This window comes from Tropicimonas sp. TH_r6, from assembly GCF_033101155.1.
In the GTDB taxonomy this organism is placed as follows: Bacteria; Pseudomonadota; Alphaproteobacteria; order Rhodobacterales; family Rhodobacteraceae; genus Tropicimonas.
Genome location: NZ_JAWMPX010000002.1, coordinates 359,227 through 373,715, shown reverse-complemented (window position 1 = coordinate 373,715; position 14,489 = coordinate 359,227). Strand labels below are relative to the sequence as shown.

The window sequence follows — 14,489 nt, the reverse complement described above, 5'->3', positions numbered from 1 at the left end:
CCATATATGCTTCAAAAAATCCCCGAGGCGCGCAGCGCCTCGATCACAAGCCGGCCCGTCCTGCGATCCGCCGACGGATGCGTACGGCGATACTCGTCGAGCCGGAATGCCGGAAAGCGGCGCTGCAATTCCGCCGCTGTCACCCGCGCCCCGTCGCCGTCGCCAAGGCTGTGCTGGGCGGTGATCTTGGTGCGCAGGGTCGAAATATGCCGGTCATTGGCCGACAGGCTCCGCTCGGCAAAATCCAGCGCGCGGTCGAAATTCCCCGCCGCGAGATGGGCCGAGCTGGCCAGAGAGTCGTAGTAGTAGCCGAACGGGTCGATGGGCGAGAGCCGCCGCGCGGTGTCGGTGGCCTGCACCGCGCCAACCCCGTCATCCTGAAAGGCCAGCAACGCGCCGCGCAGGAGCCAGCTCAGGCTCTCGTTCGGATTGCGGTCGAGCGCGGCGCTGTAACGTCTGTTCGCCTCGCCAATCTCGCCCAGGATATTGGCATGGGCAAAGCCGTCGATGGTCAGGGCGAAGCTGGAATCGGGGTCGAGATCAAGCGCCCGGGCGGTGCAGCCGAGCGCCTTCTGCGTGTCCCCGCCCCGATCAGTTGAGTAACCCTTGAACACGTTGAGAACATGCCATTTTCCGAGCCATGCATGGACATCGGTCGAGTTGGGGGCGCGGGAGGCGCATTCTTCGAGATAGTGTCGGGCGGTGAGAAAATCGCGCAGCGCGCGGCGATGCATGGAGGTCACGCCGGCAATCAGCAGCTCGTGATCGGAAATCTCGGGCAAGGTCAGGCCCCGAAGGTTGCGCAATGTGGTTTGGGCAACCGAGCGGCCGATGGCTTGCAGCACATCCGACAGGCGCTCCGGCAATGCGTGCGTTGCGGCCTGTGCGGCGACGATATTGCGGTTCCAGAGGATCTCCCCGGTGGCGACATCGAGAAAATCGAAGTCGCAGATGATCTCCGTTCCGGCCCGGCGGATCGTTCCGGTAACAAGATAGTCTACCCCGAGTGTTTCGCGCACGCTTGCAATGTCGATCACGCGCTGCGCCATCGCCCGCCCCGACAAATGCGAGAGCACAGTGAGCAGGGTCGAGCGGGACAGCGAGCGACAGATCTCTTCGGCGACCCAATCGCCGATCACGCCCAACCCGGTATCGCCATCGGGTGCGGAAAGCGGCAAGGCGCTGATGCGTGGGCGCAGGCGGATTGCACCGCTCTGGCTTGCCCGCCCGAGCGCGGCGAGTTGATCCGGCCGAGCCCGCAGAGCGTCGCGCCAGGCGACAAAGCCAGGCTCGCGCACATTCAGATCATTGAGGAACGCGCCTTGTCCGGAGACAAAATGCGTGTGGTCGAGCGAGAGCTGCACATCGGTGGCCGTCGTGTGCAGCACCGTGTCGAACTCCGCCCCAAGCAGCTTGCGCAGATCCGAGAGCGCCCGGCGCAGGTTCTGATGTCCGCTGTCGTAGTCGGAGGCGCCCCAGAGCGTTTCCTGCAGGTTGGCACGGGAGCGCCGGCCCATTGGCGCGGTGGCGAGAAGCGCGAAGAGCGCCCGGTGCTTGGCGCCGCGAATCTCGACCGTATCGCTGCTCTTCAGGCAGACGGAACAGGTCCCAAAAAGGGAGATTTCGAGTTTCGGCGCCAACGCGTCCTCCTTGGCCAACGGCTTCTATCTAAACGGAAGATCGCTGGTGACAAAGCGTTTCACGCTTTTTTCACGCGACGCTAACAACTGTCCCGCACTAGATTCGGAACGCGCCAAGGGTATGGATGTCGATGACGAAAGAAATGCAGAAAATGCCGCCGATCGAGGATCTGTTCGATTTCTTCCAGCGATGGGGCAGGTTGCGACCGGAAATGGAGGCTTTGTGCGCATCGGACAGGCTCAACGCAAAGGAGCGCGAGATCCTTGCCTGCCTGATCGATCTCGCTGATCGCGTCGGTCCGGACGATCTTGCGCCGAGCGATCCGGGCGCGTAAGGCCGCGGCCCGCCCAGGTCGCGTGGGACTGCGGCAAGAGGGCGTCAAGACAACGCCGAAGCCAGTTATCTCAACCCTACAGGCCAGCCTTGGTGGACGGATCCTGGCCGTCATCCGCGCTTGACGGCAAGTGGCGCGCGGCTTCGCGGCGCGCGAAGGATTTCATCTGATCCCCATTGGCGACGAGAAACTCTCGGCTGCGCTCCGGGGCGTGGCGCGACAGGTCCCGAACCCACCAGGCGACGGCTTTCTGAATGAACCAGTCCGGATCGGACACATAGCCGGCAGCCCAGCCAAGCACACGTTCGCGAATCTCCAGGTCTTCCGGTTTGGGATTGCGCAGCTTGGTCCAGGGCAGGGTCATGACCAGCGCCGCGCGCCGGCTCCACATATGCTCCGAGCGGGTCCAGGGCTCGACATCGTCTAGCCGCGCGGGGGCCCAGACGAGCCGTTTCTGCCCGGCAATCGCGGCGTGATCGGCCACGGCCCAGGCATCGAATTCCGGCACCCAGCGACAGATCAGCTCCCAGGCCGGACCGTCATCGGGGCGAATTCGGGCCTGGGTCAGCAGTTTTGCTGCCGCGATGCGGCCTTCATGGACATCACTCGCCCAGAGCGCCTCGGCCAAAGCCAACCGGTCGGCAAGCGGGAGGGCGCGGCGCCAGTCGCGGGTCATGCGGTCAATATCGGGGTTGGCGACGCCAAGATACGGGCGCTCAGCCTTGTGATAGGCTGCCATTTCGGCGGCTTTGCCAGGCTGTGCGGCGCAAGACAGGGCGTCGAGCGCCGCGGCGGCGGTCAGGGGGGCGGCGTTATTCAACGGTGACCGACTTTGCGAGGTTGCGCGGTTGGTCTACATCCGTGCCCTTGGCGATGGCGGCGTGATAGGCCAACAACTGGGCGGGCAGGGCGTAGAGGATCGGGGCGAGCAGGGCGGGCACTTCCGGCATGACCAGCGTCTTCCAGCAGCCTTCGGCCGCAGCGCGGGCGCCGGCCGGGTCCGTAACCAGAAGCACCTTGCCGCCACGCGCCATGACCTCCTGCATGTTCGACACGGTCTTGTCGAAAAGCGCGTCTGTGGGTGCGAAGACAAGCACGGGAACTGTCTTGTCGACCAGTGCGATCGGGCCATGCTTGAGTTCACCCGACGCATAGCCTTCGGCATGTATATAGCTGATTTCTTTAAGCTTTAATGCGCCTTCCATGGCAAGGGGGAACATTGAGCCGCGCCCAAGGAAGAGCACATCGCGCGCCTCCGCGATGGATTTCGCCACCGACGCGACCTCGGTGGATTGTGCGAGAGCGAAGTTCATCAACCCCGGAATATGGCGCAGTTCCTCAAGCCTGGCATCGACCTCGTCGGCATCGAGGTGGCCGCGTTCTGCCGCCGTCTTCAGCGCCAGGAGAAAGAGCACCGTCAGCTGGCAGGTAAAGGCCTTTGTCGAGGCGACGCCGATCTCGGCGCCGGCGCGGATGGGCAACACGAGGTCACTCTCCCGGGCAATCGAGCTGCCGGTCACATTGACCACGGAGACGATCTTCTTGGCCTTGCCAGCACAGTAGCGCAACGCGGCGAGCGTGTCGGCGGTTTCGCCGGACTGAGACACGAAAAGCGCCAGCGTATTCGGACCGATGGGCGGTTCGCGATAGCGGAACTCGGAGGCGATATCGACCTCGACATTCACCCCGGCGAGCTGTTCGAACCAGTATTTCGCCACCGCGCACGCGTAAAAAGCGGTGCCGCAAGCGACCATCACAACCCGGTCGAAACCGGACAGGTCCAGGCCCGGCTCAGGCAGTTCGATCCCGGTGCCGCGCAGGTAATGTGCCAGCGCGTCGCCGAGAACGGTGGGTTGCTCGGCGATTTCCTTGGCCATGAAGTGGCGGTGCCCGCCCTTGTCGACCTGTGCCATGTCGATATTGACGGTCTCGAGCGGACGGTCGACCAGCGCGCCGGACGCGTCTCGAATCTCGATGCTGGAGCGGGTCAGGCAGGCCCAGTCGCCCTCTTCGAGATAGGTGATCCGGTCGGTCATCGGGGCAAGCGCAATGGCGTCGGAGCCGACGAAAACCTCGCCCTCGCCATGTCCGATGGCCAGTGGCGATCCCTTGCGGGCGACGATCATCAGGTCGTTCTCGCCGTCAAAGAGCAGCGCCAGTGCGAAGGCGCCGTCGAGCCGGGCGATGGCTTTCGCGGCGGCGTCCCGATGGGAGAGGCCCCCGTCGAGGCAGGACTGAACCAGCATCGCGATCGTCTCGGTATCGGTATCGGTCTCGAAATGCAGGCCCTTTTCGGCCAGTTCCTCGCGCAGTTCACGGAAATTCTCGATGATCCCGTTATGAACGACGGCGACAGGACCGGCACGATGCGGGTGGGCATTGGTGACATTGGGTGCGCCATGGGTGGCCCAGCGGGTGTGACCGATCCCGGCGCGACCGGCGAGCGGCTCATGGACCAGCAAGTCCGAGAGCGAGACCAGCTTGCCGACGGCCCGGCGACGGTCGAGATGGCCCTCGTTCACCGTCGCGATGCCAGCCGAATCGTAGCCGCGATATTCCAGACGCTTGAGGGCTTCCACGAGCAGCGGCGCGGCTTCGTGATTGCCAAGAACTCCAACAATTCCGCACATGGCTCTATTCCTCTGTCGCTTTTAGCTTGAGCGCGCGCAGGCGCTCCATGAACCGAATGGCAAAGCCCGGCTTGTTGTCCTGTTTGGCGCGGGCGACGGCCAGCGCCCCGTCGGGCACGTCCTTCGTCACAACGGCGCCCGTGGCGGTCATCGCCTCGTCGCCGATCTTCACCGGCGCGACCAGCATCGTGTTCGAGCCGATAAAGGCCTTCGCGCCGATCTCCGTGCGATGCTTGAAGACACCGTCATAATTGCAGGTGATGGTGCCGGCGCCGATATTGGTCGCCGCGCCAATCGAGGCGTCGCCGATATAGGTCAGGTGGTTGACCTTGGCGCCCTCGGCGATCTGCGCGTTCTTGATCTCGACGAAATTGCCAATATGCGTGTCCTCGGCCAGCTCGGCGCCGGGGCGCAGCCGGGCATAGGGCCCGACAATCGCGCCGCGCGAAACGTGGCAGCCTTCCAGATGGGAGAAAGCGCGGATGCGGGCGCCTGTCTCGACGGTCACGCCGGGGCCGAAGACCACGTTGGGTTCAATCTCGGCGTCGCGGCCGATCACCGTGTCGAAGCTGAGGAAGACGGTCTCGGGGGCCTGCATCGCGACCCCGTCGACAAGCGCCTCGGTTCTGCGGCGTGCCTGGTAGGCGGCCTCGGCCCGGGCGAGATCGACGCGGGAATTGACCCCCATCGTTTCTTCCTCGGCACAGGTCACGGCGGTCACAGCCAGTGCGCGGGCGCGGGCACGGTCGACAATGTCGGTGAGGTAGTATTCGCCGGAGGCGTTGTCGTTACCGATTTCGGAGATAAGATCGAAGAGAAGCTTTGAATCGGCGCAGATAACACCGGAATTACAAAAGCCTATGGCGCGCTCTTCATCTGTCGCATCCTTGTACTCGACGATCCGCTCCAGCATCTCGCCCTTCATCACCAGCCGCCCGTAGCGAGCCGGATCTTCGGGCTCGAAGCCGAGCACGACGACGGCGTTTTTCTCGCGCGCGGCGACCATCGCGTCCAGCGTCTCGGTGCGGATGAAGGGCGTGTCGCCATAGAGCACGATCACGTTGCCATCGAAATCGGCCAGCGCCTCACGCGCCTGGTCGGCGGCATGGCCGGTTCCGAGACGGTCTGCCTGAACCACCGTGATGGCGTCGGGATCGAGCTCGAGTGCTGCGTCCTGCACGGCCTCGGCACCGTGCCCGGCGACGATCACGCTGCGCTCTGGGTCCAGCGAGGCGCCCGACAGCATGGCGTGATGCAGCAGCGGGGCGCCGGCAACCTTGTGGAGGACCTTCGGCAGATCCGATTTCATCCGTGTGCCCTGGCCGGCGGCCAGAATGACAAGCGCGGTTCTGGAGACTGACATCGGTCCTGCCCTTTTCTTCGTTTCGCATACGTAATACGCGAGGCAGAGCGTGCCGCAAGGGGCCGGGGTGTCAAATGCGATGTCAGATTGAAACATGGTACGGCAACTGCCCGCCGATCGGGAAGATCCGGGCGACAGGAGGGGTGCAATGCGCACGGTGATCTTCGATCTCGATGGGACTCTGGCCGATACGAGCGGCGATCTGATCGCGGCCGCCAATGCCTGTTTCCGGGCTGAAGGTCATGGCGACCAGCTCGATCCTCAGGGGGACGCGAGCACGGCCTTTCATGGCGGCCGAGCAATGCTGCGGCTGGGCTTTTCGCGGCTGGGGTTTGAGGCACAGCGGCTCGAGGACGCTATCGAGAAGTGCTTTCGCCCGCTTCTCACGTTTTACGAGGAGGATATCGATCGCCATACGCGCCTCTATCCGGGGACGATGGAGGCGGTCGAGGCGCTGCGCGCAACGGGGATCGGTGTCGGGATCTGCACCAACAAGCCCGAAGGCCTTGCCGAGACGCTGCTGCAACGGCTCGGCGTGCGTGCCGCGTTTGGATCTCTGATCGGGGCCGACACACTGCCGGTGCGCAAGCCCGACGCGGCTCCGTTGCTGGAAGCGGTGTCGCGGCTTGGCGGGGATCCGGCGCGCGCGCTGCTCGTCGGCGACACTGTGACCGACCGGGAGGCGGCGCGGGCCGCGAAGATGCCCTGCATCCTCGTCACGTTCGGCCCGGACGGGCAGGGGGTGTCACAGCTTGAGCCCGAAGCGCTGCTGGAGAATTACGCAGCACTGCCCGCGCTGGTCGAAAAGCTCCTGCCCTGAAGCGCGTCCGGGCTTGACCCATTCGCAAAGCCGCTCCAAACGGGTTTTATGACAGACAGGTTCGACGGCAATTTCACCCAGCAGGAGCCGATCCCGGACGAGGCCATCGCGGCCGCGCTCGAGGTCATGCAGCATGGACGCCTGCACCGCTACAACACGGCTGCGGGCGAAGCGGGCGAGACCGCCCTGCTTGAACAGGAGTTTGCGCGGTTCACCGGTGCGAAATACTGTCTCGCCGTTGCCTCGGGCGGCTACGCGCTGGCCACGGCGCTGCGCGCTGTGGGCGTCAAGCCGGGCGATCCGGTCCTGACAAATGCCTTCACTCTGGCGCCGGTGCCGGGGGCGATTGCCTCGATCGGAGCGAAGCCGGTCTTCGTCGAGGTGACCGAGGCGCTGACGATCGACCTGGAGGACCTTGCGGCCAAGGCCGACCAGGCGCGGGTGCTGCTTCTGAGCCATATGCGCGGTCATATCTGCGACATGGACCGGGTGATGGAGATCGCCGATGCCGCCGGTCTGATCGTGATCGAGGATTGCGCCCATACGATGGGAGCGGAGTGGCGCGGGGTGCCATCGGGTCGACACGGGCGCATCGGCTGCTATTCGACCCAGACCTACAAGCATCTCAATTCGGGCGAAGGCGGATTGATGATCAGCGACGATGCCGAAACCATCGCCCGCGCGATACTGCTGTCCGGCAGCTACATGCTCTATGAGCGCCACCTCGCCAGCCCGCCAGCAGAGATATTCGAAGCGCTGCGCTACGAGACCCCCAATATCTCCGGCCGAATGGACAATCTGCGCGCCGCCCTCCTGCGCCCCCAACTCGCACGCCTGCCCAGGCAGGTCTGCGCGTGGAACGCCCGCTATGCACGGCTTGAAGCGGAACTGGACGGCACGGACGGGGTTACGCTCATTGCGCGTCCAGAGGCGGCGCTGCCGGTCGGCTCCTCATTCCAGTTCCTGTTGCTGGACTGGCCCGCGGTGGCGATGGAGCGGTTCGTTGCGGCATGTTCTGCGCGGGGCGTGGACCTGAAATGGTTCGGAGCCGCGCAGCCCATCGCCTTCACGTCGCGCTACGATCACTGGCGATACGCCGCGCCAGAGCCGCTGCCGCGCACTGACCGCATTCTCGCGGGATTGCTGGACCTGCGCCTGCCCCTGACCTTCAGCCTCGACGATTGCGACACCATCGCGCGAATTCTCCGGGAAGAAGTGGGCGCCGCACGCCCCGATTGATCAACGGCGGCAGATCTTATTGACCTCATCCTTGATGCGGCGGTTCTTCGTGCCCGCGCTCATGTCGCTGTCGTTTTTCCATCCGGTGATCCGGGCGGCATCATTGGTGGTCAACTTGGCGAGGCAATCCTCCGACACGCCCCTCTTTCGCAGATCGTTCTGGACGGTCTTTTCCATATTCGACAATGCGCTCGCCGGAGCGGCAATGGCCAGCACCAGGGCGGCAAGGGCAAGGGGCTTCATGGTCGTCTCCTGTTTCATCAGTGTCCACGCTTGAACACCTGAACGTCACCTAAGGTCGCGTCCAGTGAAATCCAGCCCCGTGGCTCACGCCGGGAACACGAAACAGCGATCCCGGCGCAGGGTCAGCCAGAGCGGGGTGCCGGGTTTGGGCAGGAAAACGGCCGGGACAGTAGCCTTGAGCCGGGTGTCGTCATGTTCCATGCGGAATTCGACAAGGCTCTCGCGCCCCATGAATCGTGCCCGCTCGACGATGCCACGCGCGGCGGCGCCGTCGCTCGGGGTCGGGTTCGGGCCGCGTCCCTGGCGGTCGAAATCAATGCGCAGATGCTGCGGGCGGATCACAATCTCCACGGCGGCGCCATCCGCGTGTCCAGGCGTGAGAAACTGGCCGAAGGGGGTTTCGGTCAGTGCGCCACGCGAGATGCCACGCACGATATTGATATCGGAAAAGAAGCCGGCGGCGATGCGGTCCACGGGGTTGTTGTAGATGTGATAGGGCGCGCCGCGCTGGACGATCCGGCCCGCGCGCATCAGCGCGATCTCATCGGCCATGCGCATCGCCTCGTCGGGCTCATGCGTGACCAGAAGGACAGCGGTGTTCTCTTCCTTCAGGAGCGCCAGCGTACGGTCGCGGATATCGTCGCGCAGCCGGTTGTCGAGTCCGGAGAAGGGCTCGTCCATCAGCATGATTGCGGGACGGGGGGCCAGCGCGCGGGCCAGCGCCACCCGCTGCTGCTCGCCGCCCGAGAGCTGGTGCGGATAGGCCTCGGCAAAACTCGGCAGGTCAACCCGCTCCAGCAAGTCCATCACCCGCGCCCGGTGCGACCGCAGCCCGCCCGACAGCCCGAAGGCGACATTCTCCGCCACGCTCATATGTGGAAAGAGCGCGAAATCCTGAAACATCAGCCCGATGCCGCGCCGCTCGGGCGGCAAGTGTTGCTGATCGTCCGAGACCACCGCGCCACCGACCATGATGCGCCCGGAGGTCTGGCGATCGACGCCGGCGACGATGCGCAAGCTCGTCGATTTCCCACATCCCGAAGGGCCGAGCAGGCATGTTACCTGACCCGGCGCCACCTGCAGGGAGATGCCATCAACGACGTCGCGCCCGTCGAAACGGCGCGAAATGTCTTCGATTTCAAGGCGGGGCTGGTCGGGCACGGCAATCGCTGATTGTTTCTCTCGGGTTCGGCAGCCCTAGCAGCGCGACGAAATCGGAGCAAGGGGCGAGGTCGGGGCAGGGTTCACTCTGTGGAGAAAGATACGGGCCCCAAAGCTTTCCCCGCCCGGAGCGGCGTTGCTGCTTGACCTTACGGCCGGATAGGGCGACTCTTTCAATGTTGGAATAAATGGTGCGCGAGGTTCTGGTGGAATCGCGACAGGGCCACGCGGTGGACCGGGACCGACTCCAAAACCGTCGAGAAATGGGAGTGCGCGTGTGAACAGGCGATCCTGGATGTTACTGGCGGCGGCAGGGCTCGCAGCCCTGGTGTTGGCCACGAGCAACCACGCCCTGGCCGAAGAGGTCCGCCTCCGATATTGCCATGCGAACACGACAAGCTATCCCTACCACACGGCGGGCATTGCCTTTGCGTCCGCGCTCTCGGCCGCAACCAGCGGCGAGATCGATGTCACGATCTTCCCGCGCGGCCAGCTTGGCGGCGAACGCGACATACTCAAGGCGGTACAGGACGGAAAGATCGATCTGCAAGCGCTGTCGATCGGGGTTCTCGGCAATCGGATCCAGGTGATCAACGCGCTGAACCTTCCGTTTGTCTTTGCCAGTCCGGAGCATTTCATCGAGGTGACGACCGGGGAAATCGGCGAAGAGATCCTCTCCATGGCCCAGACCGAGGGCGCGGCCGCCGGCATCCTGGTCCTTGCCGTCGCCGGGCCGATGTTCCGGATGCCGATGAATGGATCGCGGCCGATCCACTCGGTGGAGGATTTCCGGGGGATGAAGATCCGCACCATGGAAGTGCCGCTTCATCGCGATGTCTACAGGGCGCTTGGCGCAACTCCGGTGCCGCTGCCCTTCGAAGAGGTCTATTCGGCGCTCGAGGACGGTGTGGTCGACGGCAATGAGAACGGCGCCTCGGCGCTCCATGCGAACAGGTTCCACGAGGTCCAGAAATACGTTTCGGATCTTCCGGTGGTGTCGAACAGCGGCGCGCTTGTCATGAGCGCCGCCAGCTATAAAAGCCTGTCATCGGATCAGCAGGCCGCCATTCACGCGGCGGTCGCGGTCTGGACCGGGGTGATGAACGCGGACGGGCTGGCGCAGGAAACCGAGGCGCTGGAGGCGATGGCCGAAGCCGGGATCGAGGTCTCGCATGTGGACGATCCGTCCGATTTCGTGGCCGCGACTCGGTCTGTCTACAAGAAATACATGGCCGACTTCTCCGATGCGCACCGGGCGCTGGTCGAAAGGATCCTGGCGTCGCAGCCGAACCATGTGAAACTTCCGAACTGAAACCGGCGCCCGCCGCAGGGGCGCGGGATACGTGCTCCGCGGCCGCCGTTCTATCCCGCCTGCGGGGCGAGGGACCTGGCGATTGCGCTCAGGAGGTCGGATCTCTGCACTGGCTTCATGAGCCGAATATCCGAGGGGCGCAGCCCGTTGCCATGGACCGTGGCTTCGCTTGCATAGCCCGACATGAACACGATTGGCAGGTCTGGTCTCAGATCACGCAGTTTCCCGGCCAGATGGGTTCCCTGCAACTCTCCAGGCATGACGATATCCGTCAGCAGCAGATCGAAACCAGGCTTCTCCCGGAACAGCGCGTTGGCCTCGTCGCCCGTCCGCGCGGTTGTGACGTGATAGCCGGCGCGCGTCAGTGACTTCGACAGGACGCTCCGGACCTCGTCCTCGTCCTCGACAAGCAGGATGTGCCATTGGCCGTCCGGTTTCGGCTCCGTGACCGTTGCGGCCGGGCTGCGGTTTTCATCGGGAACATGTGTGGGAAAATAGAGCTTGAAGGTCGTTCCCTTGCCGGGTTCGGAATAGACCTGCACGGTGCCGCCCGACTGGTCCATGAATCCCTGGATCATCGACAGCCCGAGCCCGGATCCCGCGCCGGGCGCCTTGGTCGTATAGAAAGGCTCGAATATCTCCGACAGCTTGTCGGCGGGAATGCCCTGGCCGGTATCCGACACGGCCAGCATCACGTAGCGGCCCGGCTGCAGCGCCACCTCACGCTCGTCGATATAGGCCTTGTCGATGCGGATATTCGCGGTTTCGATCGTCAGCTTGCCCGTGCCGGATATCGCATCGCGGGCATTCACGATCAGGTTCAGCAGCGCGGCTTCCGTGGAGGCCGGATCGGCTTCTATCCCCCAGAGACCGGCCAGCAGCGATGTCTCGATCTCGATCCGTTCCGGAAGCGTGCGCCCGGCCCAGTTGCAGGTGTCGCGCACAAGGTCGTTCAGCTTGATCGCCTGCGGTTCCAGTTTTGCCTTGCGGGCGAAGGCGAGCATGCTCCGCGTCAGGTCGGCGCCCCGTCCGGCCGCGGCAATGCCGGCCTCGATAAAGGCCACCTTCTCGGCCTTGTCCTCCTCGTCGAGCAGCAGCTCGAGATTGCCCATGATGACGGCGAGCAGGTTGTTGAAGTCATGCGCCACGCCGCCGGTCAGCTGTCCGATGCTTTGCTGTTTCTGCGCCCGCAGGCTGAGCTCTCGCTCGTCCTCGAGTTGCTGCTCGCGCTCAATCTCCTTCGTTGCATCGACGATCAGGGCGAACCACAAGGTCGATCCATCCGGCAGGCGGGTCGGGTGGCCGCGCCCGTCAAGCCATTTGCGCTCGCCCTGCGCCGTCCGGATCGGCCAGACCGCGTGCCAGGGTTGCATCTCTTCCGCCGATTTCATCAATGCGTGTTCAAGCGCGCCGACAAGCTCGGGATCGTCGCCGGCATTCCAGAACACCATGACATCCTGCTCGATCGCGTCGGCATCGACCCCCCAGATTTCTTCGCAGGCATGCTTGTTGAAAAAGAGCAACCTGTCCTCGGGCCCGGCGTCCCGATTGCCCGCCGCGCTGGTATAGGTGCAGGCCGCGCCGGGCAGATTCATCAACACGCCGCTGAGGCGGTCTTCGGCGGTCTCCTGGGCCACGGCGGCCTCCCTGCGTCGCAGGGTGGCGGTATTGGCGAAATAGGTCAGCGAGGTGATCAGGAGCCATGCCCCGAAGAGCGACACATGTTGCAACTCGGAGCGCAGCGAGGACCCGTCCCAACCTCCGTCCGGGATACCGAGAAGGGTAAAACCGCCATCTCCGGGCGTGATGGTCTTGGCAAAGACCGGCGCTTGCGCCAACACGTCCAGCGCCCCGAGAACGACCTTTTCCGGCCCGCCGGATCGGCCGCTGGTAACGATCGCGACCTCGATATGGGAATTGGCGCTGTCGACGCCGATCTCGCGCAGCACATTGCCAAGAGAGATCGAGACCGTGACAACCCCACGCAGGATCTCCTCGTCATGAATGGTCTCCCGGACCGGGAAACGTACCTGGAGCATCGCGCGCCCCTGATCATCCAGGCGTGGCCCCTCGGAGACGACCTCGTCCGACAGCAACCGTCGTTCCAGCCGTTGCCCGTAGAGGGATATCTCCCTCAAGTGCTGTCCGGCCATCCGGTCCCAGGTCTCGGGGCGGATGGAGGCCGTGATCACCAGCCCCGGCGCCCAGGAGACGGCGAAGGACTCGGGCGGCACCGGAAAGAACTGAAGACCGATCTCGCGAAAGCGAGCGCTGCCGAGATCGGCATGGCGCTCCATGCGAGCGGCGATCCGGCGTCCGATCTCTGTTGCCTCCTGCAATTGCCGATCGACCTGGGAGCGGATGGCTTCGAGCTCGAAGGCAACGAGGTCGCGGCGCTGCTCATGGCGTAGCCGTTGGGTTTGCTGGTCGAAGGAGATCGCAAACAGTCCAACCATGAGGCCGACGAGCAAGGTCGGCCAGTGGCGCAGGATCGACCCGGGGCGCAGGCTGGCGTCCAGCCGGTTAGTTTTGCGACGTTGAGACCGCAAGCCAGCCTTTCCTTTCACTGTTGAAGGCCTTGATATCCTCCCAGACCGTGGCAAAGAACGGGTCGCGCGCGGCCTTCTCCTCCACCAACTCGTCCCAGGCGCCCCGGATGGCGATCAGGACGTCAGGCGGCCATGTCCGGAACTCGACACGGCCCTCTTTTTTCACCTCGTTATAGGCGCGGGCATTCGCCACTGCCCCATTGGCGAGGTTCGCGGTGATATTGGCCATGCAGACGATCTCCATGGCGCGTCGTTCGGACCCCGCGAGCCCGTCCCAGACCGCGCGGTTGACCAGCAATTCGGTTGTTCCCGTCGGCTGATGCCAGGAGGGGAAATAGGCGAAATTCGCCGTCTCGTGCAGCCCCAGGAAGACATCGGCGGCGATCGTCCCGAACTCCGCCCCGTCCAGCTCGCCCGTCTTGATCGCATAGGACAGCTCGTCGGCCAGCATCGGCCGGGTCTCCACACCCAGTTTTTCCATGACCTGGCCCCCTAGTCCGAACATCCGGATCTTCAACCCGGCGAGATCCTCGACCGAGGTGACCTCTTCCCGGAACCAACCGGATGTCTCGCCCGGGTTCAGCCCGCAGGGCAGGACGGTAACGTCATATCCGGCCCGGGCATACATTTCCTGGTAGAGCGCGCTGCCGTTTCCTTCGAGCAACCAGGCAAGGCGACCGCTCGGGTCGAAATCGAAGGGAAAGGAGGCGAACAGAATCGCGGCCGGCATGCGGTCCCACCAATATCCGGACACTGAAAAAGCGGCGTCGACCTGACCGGAGGCAACCGCCTCCAAAGCCTGCGAGGCCGGGACGAGCTTTCCCGGGTCATGGTGACGGAACTTGAGGTTCGGAGATATCTCGTTGAACGATTCAACGAATTTCGTGCTCTGCTCGCCATAAACAGGCAGATCGTGGTGATAGCTGGAGACAATGTCGAGATAGTCTTCGGCATGAACCGCGGTCGCGATGAGGAGCGTGCACGCTGCCAGGATCCTCGACATCATCGGGGAAGCACCCTTTGCTTTAAAAAAAGGCCCGTTTCATGAGTAGTTTAGAGCAAAATTCATATCATCCGAACAGAAAAATCGGGAAAATGCCGCCAGTTCCAGCTGCTCTTCGTCGCATGCCGTCCGGGAGCTTTCCCCGGGCGCGGACGCGACGGACCGACATTCCGCCGCTGTCTCGCTTTCGGGCA

General features: G+C 64.1%; 12 protein-coding genes. 4 read left to right on the top strand and 8 right to left on the bottom strand.

The window, feature by feature from the left end; genetic code table 11:
- Positions 1-11: 11 nt before the first annotated feature.
- Positions 12-1,640 (bottom strand): hypothetical protein, encoded by a 1,629-nt coding sequence (locus R3X27_RS03785; protein WP_317707491.1) that lies wholly within the window; start codon positions 1,638-1,640, stop codon positions 12-14.
- A gap of 131 nt (positions 1,641-1,771) precedes the next feature.
- Here R3X27_RS03785 and R3X27_RS03780 point away from each other — a divergent pair, with 131 nt between their 5' ends.
- A complete protein-coding gene (locus R3X27_RS03780; RefSeq protein ID WP_317707490.1) occupies positions 1,772-1,975 on the top strand; it encodes a hypothetical protein in 204 nt (67 codons plus the stop codon).
- A gap of 76 nt (positions 1,976-2,051) precedes the next feature.
- Here the strand turns inward: R3X27_RS03780 and R3X27_RS03775 are convergent, their stop codons facing one another.
- The 3 genes from R3X27_RS03775 to glmU are packed head-to-tail and all read right to left on the bottom strand — an operon-like array spanning position 2,052 to position 5,968.
- Positions 2,052-2,777 carry a DNA alkylation repair protein gene (locus R3X27_RS03775; RefSeq protein ID WP_317707546.1) on the bottom strand — a complete coding sequence of 242 codons (726 nt, stop codon included), beginning with the start codon at positions 2,775-2,777 and terminating at the stop codon, positions 2,052-2,054.
- 10 nt (positions 2,778-2,787) lie between these two features.
- Positions 2,788-4,605, bottom strand: coding sequence for a glutamine--fructose-6-phosphate transaminase (isomerizing) (gene glmS, locus R3X27_RS03770; RefSeq protein WP_317707489.1), 1,818 nt, complete (start codon positions 4,603-4,605; stop codon positions 2,788-2,790).
- 4 nt (positions 4,606-4,609) lie between these two features.
- Positions 4,610-5,968, bottom strand: coding sequence for a bifunctional UDP-N-acetylglucosamine diphosphorylase/glucosamine-1-phosphate N-acetyltransferase GlmU (gene glmU, locus R3X27_RS03765; protein ID WP_317707488.1), 1,359 nt, complete (start codon positions 5,966-5,968; stop codon positions 4,610-4,612).
- Positions 5,969-6,116: 148 nt separating this feature from the next.
- Here glmU and R3X27_RS03760 point away from each other — a divergent pair, with 148 nt between their 5' ends.
- Both R3X27_RS03760 and R3X27_RS03755 read left to right on the top strand, forming a co-directional pair.
- Positions 6,117-6,788, top strand: coding sequence for an HAD-IA family hydrolase (locus R3X27_RS03760; protein WP_317707487.1), 672 nt, complete (start codon positions 6,117-6,119; stop codon positions 6,786-6,788).
- A gap of 48 nt (positions 6,789-6,836) precedes the next feature.
- Positions 6,837-8,027, top strand: a complete 1,191-nt coding sequence (locus R3X27_RS03755; RefSeq protein ID WP_317707486.1) for a DegT/DnrJ/EryC1/StrS family aminotransferase — start codon at positions 6,837-6,839, stop codon at positions 8,025-8,027.
- Here R3X27_RS03755 and R3X27_RS03750 read toward each other — a convergent pair whose 3' ends face one another.
- Positions 8,028-8,288 (bottom strand): hypothetical protein, encoded by a 261-nt coding sequence (locus R3X27_RS03750; protein ID WP_317707485.1) that lies wholly within the window; start codon positions 8,286-8,288, stop codon positions 8,028-8,030. It abuts the gene before it with no gap.
- Positions 8,289-8,354: 66 nt separating this feature from the next.
- Positions 8,355-9,431, bottom strand: coding sequence for an ABC transporter ATP-binding protein (locus tag R3X27_RS03745; RefSeq protein WP_317707484.1), 1,077 nt, complete (start codon positions 9,429-9,431; stop codon positions 8,355-8,357).
- A 277-nt stretch (positions 9,432-9,708) separates the two neighbouring features.
- Between R3X27_RS03745 and R3X27_RS03740 the strand changes: the two genes are divergently transcribed.
- Complete coding sequence (locus tag R3X27_RS03740; protein ID WP_317707483.1) at positions 9,709-10,743, top strand: TRAP transporter substrate-binding protein; 1,035 nt, start codon at positions 9,709-9,711, stop codon at positions 10,741-10,743.
- 50 nt (positions 10,744-10,793) lie between these two features.
- Here R3X27_RS03740 and R3X27_RS03735 read toward each other — a convergent pair whose 3' ends face one another.
- Both R3X27_RS03735 and R3X27_RS03730 read right to left on the bottom strand, forming a co-directional pair.
- The gene (locus tag R3X27_RS03735; protein WP_317707482.1) at positions 10,794-13,292 is read right to left on the bottom strand and encodes an ATP-binding protein; all 2,499 of its coding nucleotides are present in this window, start codon (positions 13,290-13,292) and stop codon (positions 10,794-10,796) included.
- Entirely contained in the window at positions 13,267-14,298 is a 1,032-nt protein-coding gene (locus R3X27_RS03730) for a C4-dicarboxylate ABC transporter (protein WP_317707481.1), read from the bottom strand. Before R3X27_RS03730 ends, R3X27_RS03735 begins: the two co-directional genes overlap by 26 nt.
- Positions 14,299-14,489: the final 191 nt, after the last annotated feature.